Below are 13,987 nucleotides of genomic sequence, written 5' to 3'. Positions count from 1 at the left end.
AAAAAAGGTTCCCGATGCGGCTGCATCGGGAACCTTTTTTATCTGGCTGTCCGAAAAAGAAGAAAAAAGCGCAAAACGGCATGAATTTTGGGAAAAATACTTGACATTCCCCTTTATGGAAGGTGTACACTGATGGCAAAGAGGTGGGAATCATGAAAATCAATGAAGTGGAACAGCTCGCGGGTATTCCAAAAAAGAATATCCGCTTTTATGAAAAAGAAGGGCTGCTTTCCCCCAGAAGGAACAGTGAAAACGGCTATCGGGATTATTCCGACATAGACGTGTCACGTCTGCGTCAGATCAAGCTGCTGCGTAAGCTTGCGGTCCCGATTGTTGAAATCCGGCAGATGCTTTCCGGCTCCCTCACAATGGCCGACGCTCTGCGCCGCCATCTGATTCTTTTGGAACGGGAAGAAAAAAATATCAAACAAATCCAGCTTTTCTGTTCCCGCCTGCTTGACAGAGAAACGGCGCTTGACACATTGGATGCGGAGAGCTATCTGCGGGAAATGGAACAGATGGAACAGGAGGGAGTCAGTTTTATGAACATCGGCAAGCAGGACCGCAAGAAAAAATACATCGCGCCAATCGTTGTAACAGCATTGGTGCTGGGGCTTTTGGGATGGCTGCTCGGAATCATTCTCTGGGGTTTCTCTGTCGAGCACGCGCCCATCTTTGTCGTAGCATTGGTCGCCTTGATTCCCATCGCAGTGGGCGTTGGCGCCGTATTGGCACTCATTCAGCGGATCAAAGAAATTCAAGGAGGAGAAGAAGATGCTGCTGGTAAATATTGATTATATCCCAGGGAAGGAATTTGAAGTTCTGGGACTTGTGAAAGGGAATGTCGTCCAGTCGAAAAACTTTGGCAAGGACTTCATGGCCGGGATGAAAACCCTGGTGGGCGGTGAGATCACCGGCTACACCGAAATGCTCAATCAGGCGCGGCAGATCGCCGTCAAACGCATGGTTGACGAAGCCGAAGCGCTTGGCGCGGACGCGGTTCTCAATATGCGCTACGCCTCGTCATCAGTGATGCAGGGCGCGGCCGAGGTCATCGCCTACGGAACCGCTGTCAAATATAAATAATTCCCCTAAAAGCCTCCGCGGCATGCCGCGGAGGCTTTTGACAGGTTATTTGCAGATGACCGAAGCCCCAAACGGCATCAGGGCAAGCTGTGCCATCTTGAAGCACTGTTTGCCAAACGGGATGCCAATAATTGTGATACAGAAAAGGCAGCCGTTGACTGCCGATCCGACAGCAAGCGGAATCCCGCCGAAGATCAGCCACAGGATGTTGAGCAAAAGCGAAACCGCGCCGCCGCCATATTGAACCTCCTTTCCAAAAGGAAAAAAGGCGAGCTGTGCGAATTTAAAGCACTGGGTTCCTACTGGGATTCCCACAATCGTGATACACCACAGAACTCCGGTCGCCAGCCATCCAAGCCCCATCCAGAGTCCCCCAAATAAAAACCAAAGCAGATTTCCAAGGCATCCCATCTCTATCCCTCCTTTTAAAGAAACGATTTAAAGCACTTTCTGGCTTCAACCGGGAAATCCTGTTCCTCACTCAAGCCATCATCATATCCCCTTTTTCGGTAACCTGCCAGGCATTTCCGTCCCACGCAATCAGATTGCCGTGAAACATCACCGCGCCAAGCGGGCCGCGCCATTTTTCTACGTTGAAGCGGATCTTCCCATCCGTATATGGCTCATCCTCAATTGAAACCAGAATCCCATCCGCAAATCCGCCCGGCCGACCAGATTCCTCCACCGTGAGATAACCTTCCTCCTTCAGCTGCGCATAACTTTTGTCGAGCAGCTCGCAGCCGTAGCTTTCCAGCCCGGCGAACAGAGCCTCCTTTGCAGGCGTGGTCAGATTCTGCATCCCGGCGGTATCGACCGCGATCTTTTTAATCTCGGTATTGAGCGCGGGGTCCTCCTGGTAAATCCAATCGAAAATCACCAGATATGCGTCAACCATACGCTGTTCTTCATCGCTCAGGCTGCCGGTAGTTTGTGAATCCAAACCCGGCGGCATGGAGGAGAAAGCTTGCGTTTCAGATGCGGCCGCGGGTGGAAATGCAGTTTGCGGCGGTGTACCGATCAATACTTTCTTGCCGCATGCGCTCAATAAAAGGCAGGTGCAAATTCCAAGCAACAGGAGATATTGGGAGAAACCGCGTTTCATAGCCACCATTCCTTTTCTCTTGTATTCACCCTATTAGTGCACACAAGATACCCCTTTCACTGCCTTGCCCAGATCTTTTCCTCCCGGTTAAAGTCCGTTTTCCGTCTTCGCGCATAGGATGAAGGAGGGACTCATCCCAAGGAGGCATCAGACATGAATTCTTATCATCAATATAGACATCCTGCCAACCACAATTGCGGCAGCCCCTGCCCGCCACCGGTCCCCCCTTGCCCGGTTCCGCCGCCCCCGCCGTTCATTACAGGGCCCACTGGCCCCACCGGCGCAACAGGACCGCAGGGACCTATGGGGCTACCTGGGCCGACCGGCCAGACTGGAGCAACCGGGCCGGCCGGCATCGGAATTCCGGGTCCTACTGGTCCGACAGGTCCGACAGGTCCGCGGGGCGCAACCGGGCCTACTGGGCCTGCTGGCACCGGAACTGGCGGTATCACCGGCCCCACTGGTCCGACTGGAGCCACCGGTGCAATCGGGCCCATGGGGCCCGCCGGTATAACTGGACCCACCGGCGCGACAGGGTTGCCTGGCAAAACCGGGGCAACCGGGCCTACTGGCCCCGCTGGAATTTCCGGCGCAACTGGGCCCCAAGGCAATCCCGGCGCAACCGGTCCGACTGGTATCACCGGCGCAACCGGTCCGACGGGAGGAACCGGGCCATCGGGAATTTTCAACAATGCCTGTGCACAGTTTACCGTTTCTCCTGCCACTTACCGCGACAATGATATGTTCGTATTCGATATCAATATCAAGAACAGCGACTTAATTACCCTGTCACCGGATAAAACGGTTATCATCCTGCAGCCGGGCAATATCTATCTTTTCACTTACGCCATTCAGTCCCGTCTTCCTGAAGGCGGTTATATGCAAATTGTCCCTATAGTTGGTGTTTCAAATGAGATATGGTATTCTTCTTCTGTACAAAGCATCACCGATATGCATCCCATCGCCGCAACGGGCGGCTTTTTGGAATATGCGCCTGTTCAGGTGTATATCCGGCTGAAACTGCGCACTTCTCAGGATATCCCAATCACTGGGAGCTTTTCTATTGTACGCGTCGCTTCAATTAGTTGAAACAATGCGCTTCACGTATGTGAAGCGCATTGTTTTTATCTCAATTATTTCATCTTATTTTTTCTTAGGTTATCGGGAATGCTATTTCTGAGGTGATATTATGCCAAACGAAAGCGCTTATTTTATCATTGAAAACCTGAACGGTAAGCACGATCTGAAGGACGTAAAATCGGAGCTTGACCAACTGCACGGTGTTTCATCGGTCAGCGTCAATACCGAACATCATCTGGTAGCAGTCGATTATGACAGTTCCGGCACCTCTTATGACAAAATCGAAAACCGCTTAAACAAGCTGGGGTACCAGATTGCGGCGGATGCCAGCGACATCCACACCCGCTGACATAATACCGCAAAATCCCAGCTTGAGCCATCCGAGCAATCGGATGGCTTTTCTTTTTCAGATACAGCCGCCAACACAATTTTTTAAATATCTGTCGAAAAATATATTGACATGATTTTCTTCCCATGATATAATAACTCTTGCAGTCTGCGGGTTGTGTCCAGGCTGTGAATAAATTGGGGGCGTAGCTCAGCTGGGAGAGCGTACGGTTCGCATCCGTAAGGTCGAGAGTTCGATCCTCTTCGTCTCCACCAATCATAAAAAGTCTGTAAACTTCGGTTTGCAGACTTTTTGCGTTATGCGGATTTCTGCGTATTCTATTCCAGAACATTCAGCAGGGTCATACTTTTTTCAAATCGACTTGTGATTGATTTTGGCTGTAACTCCACTGTAATACAGATCCGTTGGGCATTATGAGAGGGTAACTATGACGAAATAGTGTCATAATTTTGTCAATTTCGGACCAGCGAAAGGCACATTTGAGAGAAATACAGGCAAAGTTTGATTCCTTCGTGGATGAAACGCCGCATAAGATGGTCGGCCCAAAACAGTGAGCCCCCTTCTTCCAAAAAGGAACGGGGCTCGCTGTTTGTTTTCGTTTAGGTACCGCCCATACGATGTCCAACACCGTTCCCACCCGGACAGCCGCTCCCAACGCTTTTGGGCTTCACTCTACCGGTGGCCGCTGCCCTTCACGAATGTCGCTCCTGCAGTGCCCCGAGTCAGTTTCTCCCGCAAATCTTCCAACGTTCTGAATCCCGTTTCAGCTTTACTGTTTCCTTCACTTTCTCCGGATGCTTCTCCATACTCTTGCGCCATAACATCCGTGAATCAGCCGTTGATTTTCTCCCCAAGGGAAAATGGGCGCGGTACAGCGTTTCGTAATTTAAGTTCTCTAGCTGCCACTTGTCAGCCAGGCGGGTGCATTCTTTGGCAATGTGATTTCACTGTTTAGCACAAATACCAGTGGACAGTTGTGCTCTACTATTCTATATTGTTTTGTTTTAAGCTCTCTTTCACAAATTAACTTTAAAACAAATGCGGAGACCAGGCCCCCCTATGTTTTGGGTGCCTGGTCTCTGAATGTTTTTTGGCTGTTTTGCAACGCATTCTTTTCACATCGCTTTACAGCATAAGCACCGATACCGTATCCCCCGCCTTCAACGGCCCCTGCCCCACCGGAATATCTACAAAGCAGTTGCATCCGGTGCAAAGCAGCAGCGCCGACGAGGAATGGTTGCCCTTTTGAATGTACACCTTTTGATCCTCATAAATCCCCCGGACAAACCGACGGCAACAACCGCCTTTGGGAAAATCGTTCTGGCAAAGAGCGGTTTTACGCGTCAAAACCGGGGCAGTCATGCCGGAAAGGCGCCTTAATACCGGGCGCAGCAACAGCTCAAAGGTAGCAAGCGCAGCAAAGGGGTTACCGGACAGGCAGATGAGCAGCTTGCCTTTATATAAGGCGCACAGCGCCGGGCTGCCGGGCTTTAAGCGCATCCGCCAAAAGAGGGGCTGCGCGCCCAGCAGGTCCACCACCGTGCGCATCCAGTCCCGCTGGCCCACCGATACCCCTCCGGTGGTGACAATGAGATCCGCCGTTTCCCAAATTTGGTCGATGCCCTTGCAGATAGCCTTTGGGTCGTCCGGACAGGAGGGATGCGCCACTTCCGTCATCCCCAGTTCCCGCAGCCGGGCGCAAAGCAGGGTACGGTTGCTGTTGTAGATTTTACCCGGTGCAAGGGGTGTGCCAGGATCGGAAAGCTCGTCCCCGGTACAGATTATCCCAACCTTGGGAGCTTCATAAACCGGCGCCTGTGAGATCCCCACCCCGGCCAGGATGCCTGCCGAAGCGAAGGATATCTGTTCCCCGGCCCGCAAAAGCACCGTGCCAAGGGGGATATCCTCCCCTCCGAAGCAGTAGTTCTCATAAGGCTTCACCGGCGCGTAGACGGATACGGTATCCTCCCCATAATCCGTGTCCTCCTGGCGGATCACGCAGTCGCAGCCGGCGGGCAGCATCGCGCCGGTCATGACCCGCAGCGCTTCCCCCTCCAGCAGCGCCCTGGGAAACACCTCCCCCGCGCAGGCTTTGCCCGCCACCGAAAGGCGCGCCGGCACAGCGGGAGAGGCAAATTGGATCCCCCGGGCGCGCAGGGCGTAGCCGTCCAGGGGGGAACGGTCAAAAGGGGGGTGGCTGATTGGCGAGATGATATCCGCCCCCGCGATCCGCCCAAGGGCGTCCAATAAGGGGAGCGTTTCAATGCTTTTCGGGCGGGGGGTATGTTCCAGCAGCAGTGCCACCGCCGCTTCATATTCCAGCCCTTCCCCCATCAGATCCCATTGATTCATACCTATCCTTTTTCCTCCCGGTAAAGCTTTGTTGCCGGGGTGCTTTTGCGCATCGCCACAAAAGCACCCCGGCTATGAGCCGGATTAACGGAACAGATCCAGATCCATCTCGGCGATAGCGCCGGTATAAACCTGATCGTCGTCGATCACATAAACCGGCAGGCCCACCTTGCCTAATTTTACCGCTTCTGCAAAAACTTCCGGATGCGCGTCCCGGACATTGAGATACTTTTGCAGATGCGCTAAACTGGCGATGACATCCACATATCCATAACGGATCCCCTCTTTGTCCAGAGCCTCTTTCGCGTCGTTGCAGCGGCCGCATTCCTTGCTTCCATAGATGATAATTTTCTTTGCCATATCCTTTGACTCCTTTCTATCATGCCGCCACCAGCGGCTTTCAATCATTGTTTTGCCGGGGCTGCGTTTTATCGGGGCAGCCGGTTTAAAATTTCTTCGCTCATCCGTTTTAAAGATGCGGCGTTTTGCTTTTCTTGATATTCCGCTTCTGTAAGCAGCTGGATCGCGTCATAGGGGCAGCCTCTCACGCAAGCGGGCTGCAAGCCGTGTTGTACCCGGATCAGGCAGCCGTCGCATTTGACCATCTTGCCCGCTGAGAATCCGGGCGCGCCGAAGGGGCAGGCCATGGAACAGCTGTGGCAGCCGATGCAGTTGGCGTTGTCGTAAAGGGTAAGCCCGGTATCCGGATCTTTATAGATGCATCCCACCGGGCAGGCCTTGACACAGGGTGCGTCCTCACAATGCATACAGCTGATGGAAAGATGGAGCAGCTGCAGCTTGCCGCCGGCGGTCTGTTCCTCTAAATAAACATGGCGAAACGGGGGATCGGTAAAGGGATCGATATCGTTTTGATCCATGCAGGAAATGGCGCAGGCGCCGCAGGATACGCATTTGTCCGAATCAAAATCTAAAATCAGCTTCATTTTGCGCCCTCCCCTTTCACAAGCTTGCACCGCACCTGGCGATATCCCGGGAATCCGCTGTATGGATCCAGATGGGCTTTCCCGATCAGCTCGTTGATATCCGCCTGAGCGTAACCGTGATACATATAAACATCCCCGGGCAGCCCCGCGCCGGAAAGATGCACCTTGACCGTCACACTGCCCTTCTCCCCGATGATTTGCATCCAATCCCCTTCCTGCAGGCCCAATGCTTTGGCGTCTTGGGGATGGATATCCGCCGTGGGGTCAGGGCGCATATTTTTTGCCCAGGGCAGCTCATGGGTGCGGGTGTGGATGGCTTGAGGCAGACGTGCTCCGGCGATGAGGGTGAAGGGATATTCCTCCCTATCGGCCGAATCAAAGGATTCGTTCCATACCGGCAGGGGATCCAGTTCGGTGTGATCTCCCCGAACCTGCATAATCTTTTCGGAATAAAGCTCCAGCTTACCGGTGGGGGTTTCAAATCCCTTTTCCCTTAAGGACCCGGGCTTGCGGGGGGCGGCTTCTTTCATTTTTAAAGGCAGGGGCGCCGCTCGCAGCTCCTCCAAGGTAACGCTCAGATTGCTGATCAGATATTCCATCGTCTTTTCATAGCCGCTTTTTAACAGATCATCCTCTATATCCAAATAACCCGCCAGCTCGCAGATAATCTGGGTATCCGGTTTGGACTGGTAAAGGGGCGGGATCGCTGGAGTGGTACAGGTGAGATATCCGCCGCCGTATACCTTGAGCTCGCTGCGCTCCAAAGAGGAACATGCGGGGAGCACGATGTCGGCATACCGGCAGGTTTCGGTCATGATGAGGTCGGTGGCAAAAATGAAATCCAATTTTTCCAGCGCCCCTAGCATCTCGGTTGGCTGAGGGAACATCCGGTGATTCATCCCAAAGGCGCCCAGCGCCCGGATGGGATAGGGCTTTTGTTCCCGGATCTGCCCGGCCAGGGTCATGGCCTGATATTCGTCGGTGAGGGCGTACCAAAGGGGGAAGCTGCCACTGCCGATGGGCGAGCGGCAATTTTGGGGCTTCACATCGTTTAAAAACGCCCGTTCCATGGTGGGGAAACCCCCGTCGGCATAGACCAAGCTGGGATAAACCGGCACCACCCCGCCTTTGCGATCCACATTGCCGATGAGCACCTCCAGAGACATGATCGCCCGCATGTTGTTATAACCGTTGATGTGATGGGTCACCGCGGCGGAGGGAAAATATCCCGCCACCGGGCCGGAGGTGGCGTACAAATGAGCGGCCTTGATAATCAGGTCTTTGTCCACCCCGGTGATCTCCTGGGTGCGCTCCGGAGTAAACTGAGACACATACGCTTTATATTCTGCAAAGCCGTGGACATATTTGTCAATGAAAGGCTGATCGATCCAGCCGTTTTGGATGAGGGTATTGCCCATGCCCAAAGCCAGCGCGCCATCGGTGCCGGGACGGATTTGCAGATGGATATCCGCCAGCTTCTGGGTGGTGGGAGTGATGCGGGGATCGATGATGATCACCTTACCCCCTCGTTTTTTCAGCGCCAGATGAGCTCTTGCCACCACATGGTTGCCGATAAGGGTGTTGCAGCCCCAGCCGATGAGCAGGTTGGCGTTGGCGAAATCCCCCCGGAATCCCCGGCCGGCGATGGTTTTCCAAGCCATGCCGGTGGCGGTGTTGCAGCAGGAGCTTTCGGTGCCGTAATTGAGGCTTCCAAAGGAATGGACCAACCGGTGCAGCCAAGGACGGTACCATTTGCTGTATCCGGTGAACCAGGCCACCGCCTCAGGGCCATCCTGGGCTTTTATCTCATTGAGACGCCCCGCGATCTCCCGATATGCCTCCTCCCAGCTGATCTCCTCAAATTTTCCTTCCCCTCGGGCGCCTATCCGGCGCAAGGGGGTGCGGATCCGGTTTTTGCGGTAAACATACTGTCTGGTGCAGGCTCCCTTGGTACAAATTTTGCCATTGCTGCCAGGATAATTTTCGACGCCTTCCACCTTGAGGATTGTGCCGTCTTTTACATAGACATTCAAACCGCAATGCATCCCCGGGGTACAGATATCGCATAGGGAACGCTTGACTTCTATGCCGGTCTCTTCACAAGGAATTTTTGCTTTTAACAGCTGTTCAATTGTGGCCATCCCCAATACCTCCGATCCGATTCAAAAAGTCGCTGCTCAGCCCCTGGCTTAACAGCATTGCCCGCTGTGCCGGGGCAATCCGGGTTGACTGCCCGTTTATCTGGCGGATCAGCAGGCTTTTCAGCGCCCCGCTGATCCGGTGGTTGCCCAGGATGTTCACACATTGCAGCCGCTTCTCCCTCAGGGTTGCCTGGATGTAAAAATCCCCGTCCAACGCCCCGCAGGAGATGGTTTCACCCTCCAGCCGATTGTCCCCCAGGCCGATGAAATCCATATCCATAAAGTGTGTGATGTTATGTACAATATTGCCGGGATACCGGCAGGATCCTCCCGCCATATTTTTCCCGGCGGTTTCCCCCTGGCTGGCGGCGTTGGCCCAAAGCCCGATGATCATCGTCTGTCCGGTTTGCAGGTTGATCCCTTCGCAGCAATCCCCCGCCGCATAGATGCCCGGACAGCTGGTGGCCATGGTTTCATCGGCCACAATCCCCCGGTTGACAGCTATGGGCTGGCCTTCCACCACCTGGGTGTTGGCTACCAGCTCCACATTCGCCCGGGTGCCAATACAGATGCAGATGAGATCCGCGGACAAGGTTTCCCCATCGGCAAAGGTCACCCCCTGCGGGGTGATCCCCTTTACCGGGGCCCCCCATTTGAAGGCATAGCCCTGATCGACAAGACGGCGTTCGATCTCTCTGGCCACCGGGGCAAAGGCGGCCAGCGGGAAGAGATAATCCGCCCCGTCGGCCAAGGTCACCGGAATATCCGCTTTCCAGATGAGTTCCGCCACTTTAATCCCCACCATCGACGCGCCCACCACCACCGCGTGGCGGATATCCCCTTTTTCCAGACGATCCCTCAGCGCCTGGGCATCCCCCACCGTGCGCATTAAAAATACCCTTGAGTCGGGCAGGCCCTCTATGCCGGGCAAAAACGCCCGGGCGCCGGTGCTGATGAGAATCCGGTCAAAGGGGTGGATCTGTCCGGAGGAAAGGATCACCGCTCTATTTTCGGCGTCGATTTTTTCCACCGGCGCGCCCGTATGGATCCGCAGCCGGTATGTGCCAGCGATTTCCTCCAGTCCCCCGAAGGGGTACAGGGCCGAAGCGGGCAGCTTGTCGGCAGCATAATAGGTGGTGAGCATGGGATTTGCCGGAGGGGCATCCCCCGCTTCAAATACATGGATTTCCCCTTGGGAATCGGTTTGCCGGATTGCCTTGGCGGCATGATATCCGGCGCAGCCGAACCCGATGATGGCATATTTCATGGCAAAAAGCACCTTCTTTCAAAAAGATCGGCTGATTTGCCGACAGCTTGCGATAGAGACCGGTAGGTGTTATAATTCTAATTATACGGGTAATTTGCCGGATTGGAAGGAGGCGGAACGATGAAGATAGAAACTTTGGAATATATCCTGATCACCTCCCGTTTTCCCACGATCTCCATTGCCGCGGAAAAACAGTTCATCAGCCAGACCACTTTAAGCAGTGCAATCAAACAGGTGGAAGCGGTGGTGGGGTATGCGATATTTGAGCGGACTCCCAAAGGTATTGCCCTAACGGAAAAGGGAGCGGAATTTATCCGCCTTACCGAAGAGATCGTCCAAAATTACCGTAAAATATTAGCGTTGGCGGAAACCTCTCAATTCCAGCGGGTGCGCCGGATTGTAGCGCATCCGGTGGCCTGTTTTCGTTACAGCGTGCCGCTGGTGCAGATGTTTCATTCTCTGGCGCCGGGGATTTGTTTATCGGTGATGGAGGTTCCATCCCAGCAGATTATCAGCCTTATGGAGGAGCGGGAATATGATTTTGGGATTGGATATGCGTTTATGGATGAAGAGGAAACCTTTTTAAAGGATGCGAAAAACGCCAAAATAACAGCGGAGCCTATGGTCATTGATGAAACCTATGCTTATGTGGGCCCGAGCTCCCGGTTTTATCACCGGGAGAGCATCCAGCTTTCGGAACTGAAAGGGGCTCATCTGGCTTTTTCCAAAAATTGTATGAACTATTATTTTCGGACGAAGCTTTATAAAATCACCCCCAGCCATTCGATTTTTGGGGATGCTCATCTGGTGCGGCAGGCGGTGGAACAAAGCGACATGGTGACGTTTTTCATGTCCAGCAAGGAGGGGCCGGACAGTTTTTGCGAGCACACCAGCTTAAAGAAGCTGCGGTTTGAAAAACCCGCCTTCGCTCCTATGCAACATTATCTGCTGGCCCGTGAGGATAAAAAACGCAATGAAAACGATGAATTGCTGTTGCAATGCATCCGCTCCACCATATTGCGGGATGTGTAGGAGGATGAGCAAGCCGTTTGCCGGCTTGCTCATCCTTTTTTATTGCACGGTTATAAGATGACCCACGCCTTATCCAGGATCGGGAAGATGATGATTGCCGCGATGCCGTAGATGGCACAAAGCAGAGAGGTGTCTCCAATGATATCCTTCACCGACAGGGATTGCTGTTCCCTTGTACCGTACATCATGGCGGAAAGTCCGGAGGAACCGGGCAGGATGAACCCGAACAGGCAGGAATAGATGGTGCAGATGCCCACAATGTACATGTTGGCCCCCGCGCTTACCGCCAGTGGCACCGCCACCGGCAGCATCATCATCGCCACGCCGCTGCAGCTGGCGATGTTGGTGAGTACCAGGGAAGCCACCACGATCACCGCGTAAATGACCCACAGCGAGCTATTTTCAAAGATAGGGCTGAGGAAACGGGTGATCCAGGACATAAACCCGGTGCCTTCCGAGCACAGGGCGTTTGCCAGAGGGATGGAGGAAGCACAGATCATAAAGGAAGGCCAGAAGGGGGAGGGAGCGATAACTTTCTGGAAATCCAGGATGGGCTTGCCGTTTTTATCCTTAATGAGTATCAACGCAACCACCGCGATGGCAAAGACGCCAGCGGGAGTCACACGGGCGGAGATGTTAAACAGCAAGGAGCCCTGAGGAAAGATGCTGCTGCCCAGCGAGAAGATCACACAGCCTAAAATGGCGACCAGATAAGCGATCTGGGGGCCGGTAAGGCGTTCGTTGGCCTGTTCCGCACGCAGCTGGGAATTGTCGAAATCACGCAGGAAGGAGACATCCACCCGCATCACTTTGATCAATAAGGTCATGATCAGATCCAGCGCCAAAGCGATGACCGTTGCAATCACCATATAGGGCAGGTAATCCAGCTCCTGGCCCACCAGGTTGCCAAACGCGCTCCACAGCGCCACCACCCAGCTCTTATACAGGATGATCAATTCACCGCAGCAGCAGCCTACCACCATAAATACCGACATTTTGCGGAAATAGGATTTGGAGTTTTCCACTCCCAATAAGGTGGCCATGCTGTTGAGGATCGCCCAGGCCAGCAGGATCATCCCGATGGCGGCGGAAAGGGCGGAAATCAGGGAGAACGCGGTGAGCAGCACCCAGGTAAACAGATAGGGCCTGCCTTGGAGGAATTTGCGGCTGATAATCCATTTGGCTAAAAACTCACCGGCACCGGTCATGGTAAGCCCATGGGTAAGGGCGATACACATCATGATCTGCCAGCTTACATTCTGTCCCAGAGCAGATACCACCGCTGCCCCCACAGTGGTAAACTCGGTGAGTCCCAGGGCGACGATGGCCAAGATGCTCGGCCAGATCACGCCGCCCACCGACGACCATAAAAATACCAGGGCAACATAGATACAAAGGATCTGCATACCAGCTTTTGTAATTTCAGGGGCAAAGGGCGGAATCAATCCCCCCAGGAACATCAGGGCAATGCATACGATACAAATGGCATAATAGGAAATGCCGGACCGTTTTGTGATTGCTCGCTGCGCCATACCTACACTCCTCTTTTATTTAGATGTTTTTTTGCCGCTTGTCAAATAGCTGTTAAGCTGCGCAACCGAAAGGCCGTCCAGACCCAGGTTTTCCAGCGTCACCCCCTCACTGTAATAATCGGTGTCGTTGAGCGCCGACGCAATTTCCACCGCCGCCCGGATCAATGGGAGGTCCATTCCCACCAGCTTGCCCATGGAAATCAGCAGGCTGTTGCCCGCGAACGCGTCCTCGACGATGTACCGGTGCCTTATAGAATCCGGGCCGGTGGTCATGCGCAGCCCTTCCAGCGAGGGGGCTCCCCCACGGCACTGTTCCACAATGCCAGCCACATCCCCTGCTTTGTAACCGAAAGCGTCAAGCACCCGATCCCGCTGCGCCTGGACTTTTTGCACCAGCTTTATGAGAGCCGGGGAAACCCCGTCCCGATAAAGCCGAAAATCGTCGCTGTGCTCCATGGCCGACAGACAGCAGATGGAGCAGATGAGATGAGCGGCCACATTGGGACTGCCCAGAGCCGCCTCCAAAACGTTTTGCACCGGCGCTTCAGGGGGGCAAACGGTGGGATAACACACCGAAAGCCGCTTGCTAAGCGCTTGGCTGTCTATTGTAGGGAAAGCGCAGATCCCTTTGGGATAAGCGGGGTGGGAGGCATACCACACCCGGCCTTTGCCAAGATAGCGCACCGAGCAGTAGTTCCCCACGGTTTCCCCCGCCAGGATCTGTCTGTCGGCAGCGCGATGCTTTAACAGGAGGGAACCGCAGTTGCCGTTAAAAAAGCATACCGCCTGGCCATTGGAAAGATATGGGACGATCCAATCGCATAAAGCCCTGTGACGGTTGGCCACCACAGCGATAAAGATGATGGAGGCGTCGAATAACACCCCAGGGTCCAGAGAGATGACGGGTAGGGGGGAAACCTTGGTGGGCCCATATCCCACCCGGCGGATTTCCCCGACCTGTTTTAAATCCTCCAGCCGTCCGGCGTGTTCCGGCTGTTCCAGCAACGTCACCGGGAATCCTGCAAGGTGTAGATCGCCGGCAAACGCGATGCCGGTGCTCCCGCCGCCGATTACAACGATTTTTTCCACTTCCGCCCCTCCT

General features: G+C 54.2%; 14 protein-coding genes and 1 tRNA gene. 6 read left to right on the top strand and 9 right to left on the bottom strand.

Annotation, left to right across the window (positions count from 1 at the left end):
- Nucleotides 1–152 precede the first annotated feature (152 nt).
- Both BN4275_RS04400 and BN4275_RS04395 read left to right on the top strand, forming a co-directional pair.
- Nucleotides 153–794, top strand: a complete 642-nt coding sequence (locus tag BN4275_RS04400; protein WP_066454460.1) for a MerR family transcriptional regulator — start codon at nt 153–155, stop codon at nt 792–794.
- Nucleotides 775–1,086, top strand: coding sequence for a YbjQ family protein (locus BN4275_RS04395; protein WP_066454458.1), 312 nt, complete (start codon nt 775–777; stop codon nt 1,084–1,086). Before BN4275_RS04400 ends, BN4275_RS04395 begins: the two co-directional genes overlap by 20 nt.
- 45 nt (nt 1,087–1,131) lie before the next feature.
- Here the strand turns inward: BN4275_RS04395 and BN4275_RS04390 are convergent, their stop codons facing one another.
- The gene (locus BN4275_RS04390; RefSeq protein WP_066454455.1) at nt 1,132–1,497 is read right to left on the bottom strand and encodes a YccF domain-containing protein; all 366 of its coding nucleotides are present in this window, start codon (nt 1,495–1,497) and stop codon (nt 1,132–1,134) included.
- Nucleotides 1,498–1,567: 70 nt separating this feature from the next.
- Nucleotides 1,568–1,981, bottom strand: a complete 414-nt coding sequence (locus BN4275_RS04385) for a hypothetical protein (protein WP_147539304.1) — start codon at nt 1,979–1,981, stop codon at nt 1,568–1,570.
- 744 nt (nt 1,982–2,725) lie between these two features.
- Here BN4275_RS04385 and BN4275_RS17790 point away from each other — a divergent pair.
- From BN4275_RS17790 to BN4275_RS04370, 3 genes are all read left to right on the top strand, one after another.
- Nucleotides 2,726–3,277 carry a collagen-like triple helix repeat-containing protein gene (locus BN4275_RS17790; protein ID WP_278276515.1) on the top strand — a complete coding sequence of 184 codons (552 nt, stop codon included), beginning with the start codon at nt 2,726–2,728 and terminating at the stop codon, nt 3,275–3,277.
- 100 nt (nt 3,278–3,377) lie between these two features.
- Nucleotides 3,378–3,617 carry a heavy-metal-associated domain-containing protein gene (locus tag BN4275_RS04375; RefSeq protein ID WP_066454447.1) on the top strand — a complete coding sequence of 80 codons (240 nt, stop codon included), beginning with the start codon at nt 3,378–3,380 and terminating at the stop codon, nt 3,615–3,617.
- Nucleotides 3,618–3,795: 178 nt separating this feature from the next.
- Nucleotides 3,796–3,871: transfer RNA gene (locus BN4275_RS04370), tRNA-Ala, on the top strand.
- Nucleotides 3,872–4,742: 871 nt separating this feature from the next.
- Here BN4275_RS04370 and BN4275_RS04365 read toward each other — a convergent pair.
- From BN4275_RS04365 to BN4275_RS04345, 5 genes are all read right to left on the bottom strand, one after another.
- Nucleotides 4,743–5,969, bottom strand: coding sequence for a molybdopterin molybdotransferase MoeA (locus BN4275_RS04365; RefSeq protein ID WP_079988062.1), 1,227 nt, complete (start codon nt 5,967–5,969; stop codon nt 4,743–4,745).
- 84 nt (nt 5,970–6,053) lie between these two features.
- On the bottom strand, nt 6,054–6,329 hold the full coding sequence (locus BN4275_RS04360; RefSeq protein ID WP_066454444.1) for a glutaredoxin family protein: 276 nt from the start codon (nt 6,327–6,329) through the stop codon (nt 6,054–6,056).
- A 68-nt stretch (nt 6,330–6,397) separates the two neighbouring features.
- A complete protein-coding gene (locus tag BN4275_RS04355; protein ID WP_066454442.1) occupies nt 6,398–6,913 on the bottom strand; it encodes a 4Fe-4S dicluster domain-containing protein in 516 nt (171 codons plus the stop codon).
- Entirely contained in the window at nt 6,910–9,054 is a 2,145-nt protein-coding gene (locus BN4275_RS04350; protein WP_066454439.1) for a molybdopterin-containing oxidoreductase family protein, read from the bottom strand. Before BN4275_RS04350 ends, BN4275_RS04355 begins: the two co-directional genes overlap by 4 nt.
- Nucleotides 9,041–10,321, bottom strand: a complete 1,281-nt coding sequence (locus BN4275_RS04345) for an NAD(P)/FAD-dependent oxidoreductase (protein ID WP_066454436.1) — start codon at nt 10,319–10,321, stop codon at nt 9,041–9,043. The genes BN4275_RS04350 and BN4275_RS04345 overlap by 14 nt, the downstream gene beginning before the upstream one ends.
- A gap of 120 nt (nt 10,322–10,441) precedes the next feature.
- Between BN4275_RS04345 and BN4275_RS04340 the strand changes: the two genes are divergently transcribed.
- Nucleotides 10,442–11,353 carry a LysR family transcriptional regulator gene (locus tag BN4275_RS04340; RefSeq protein WP_066454432.1) on the top strand — a complete coding sequence of 304 codons (912 nt, stop codon included), beginning with the start codon at nt 10,442–10,444 and terminating at the stop codon, nt 11,351–11,353.
- A gap of 50 nt (nt 11,354–11,403) precedes the next feature.
- On the opposite strand, the gene BN4275_RS04335 is transcribed toward BN4275_RS04340, so the two are convergent.
- Entirely contained in the window at nt 11,404–12,885 is a 1,482-nt protein-coding gene (locus tag BN4275_RS04335) for an SLC13 family permease (RefSeq protein WP_066454428.1), read from the bottom strand.
- Between the two features lie 15 nt (nt 12,886–12,900).
- Nucleotides 12,901–13,974: an NAD/NADP octopine/nopaline dehydrogenase family protein gene (locus BN4275_RS04330; RefSeq protein ID WP_066454421.1), complete on the bottom strand. Its 1,074-nt coding sequence runs from the start codon at nt 13,972–13,974 to the stop codon at nt 12,901–12,903.
- Nucleotides 13,975–13,987 lie beyond the last annotated feature (13 nt).

Origin of the sequence: Anaerotruncus rubiinfantis (genome assembly GCF_900078395.1) — a bacterium.
In the GTDB taxonomy this organism is placed as follows: domain Bacteria; phylum Bacillota; class Clostridia; order Oscillospirales; family Ruminococcaceae; genus Anaerotruncus; species Anaerotruncus rubiinfantis.
Note: the sequence above shows the minus strand (reverse complement) of the source record. Positions and strands in the feature narration are given on the sequence as shown.

Excerpts from the sequence above, each read along its gene's own strand:
- BN4275_RS04395 (WP_066454458.1), top strand. The coding sequence starts at position 775 with ATGCTGCTGGTAAATATTGATTATATCCCAGGGAAGGAATTTGAAGTT.
- BN4275_RS04350 (WP_066454439.1), bottom strand. The coding sequence starts at position 9,054 with ATGGCCACAATTGAACAGCTGTTAAAAGCAAAAATTCCTTGTGAAGAG.
- BN4275_RS04335 (WP_066454428.1), bottom strand. The coding sequence starts at position 12,885 with ATGGCGCAGCGAGCAATCACAAAACGGTCCGGCATTTCCTATTATGCC.
- BN4275_RS04385 (WP_147539304.1), bottom strand. The coding sequence starts at position 1,981 with ATGGTTGACGCATATCTGGTGATTTTCGATTGGATTTACCAGGAGGAC.
- BN4275_RS04360 (WP_066454444.1), bottom strand. The coding sequence starts at position 6,329 with ATGGCAAAGAAAATTATCATCTATGGAAGCAAGGAATGCGGCCGCTGC.
- BN4275_RS04340 (WP_066454432.1), top strand. The coding sequence starts at position 10,442 with ATGAAGATAGAAACTTTGGAATATATCCTGATCACCTCCCGTTTTCCC.
- BN4275_RS04375 (WP_066454447.1), top strand. The coding sequence starts at position 3,378 with ATGCCAAACGAAAGCGCTTATTTTATCATTGAAAACCTGAACGGTAAG.
- BN4275_RS04355 (WP_066454442.1), bottom strand. The coding sequence starts at position 6,913 with ATGAAGCTGATTTTAGATTTTGATTCGGACAAATGCGTATCCTGCGGC.
- BN4275_RS04345 (WP_066454436.1), bottom strand. The coding sequence starts at position 10,321 with ATGAAATATGCCATCATCGGGTTCGGCTGCGCCGGATATCATGCCGCC.
- BN4275_RS04390 (WP_066454455.1), bottom strand. The coding sequence starts at position 1,497 with ATGGGATGCCTTGGAAATCTGCTTTGGTTTTTATTTGGGGGACTCTGG.
- BN4275_RS04365 (WP_079988062.1), bottom strand. The coding sequence starts at position 5,969 with ATGAATCAATGGGATCTGATGGGGGAAGGGCTGGAATATGAAGCGGCG.
- BN4275_RS04400 (WP_066454460.1), top strand. The coding sequence starts at position 153 with ATGAAAATCAATGAAGTGGAACAGCTCGCGGGTATTCCAAAAAAGAAT.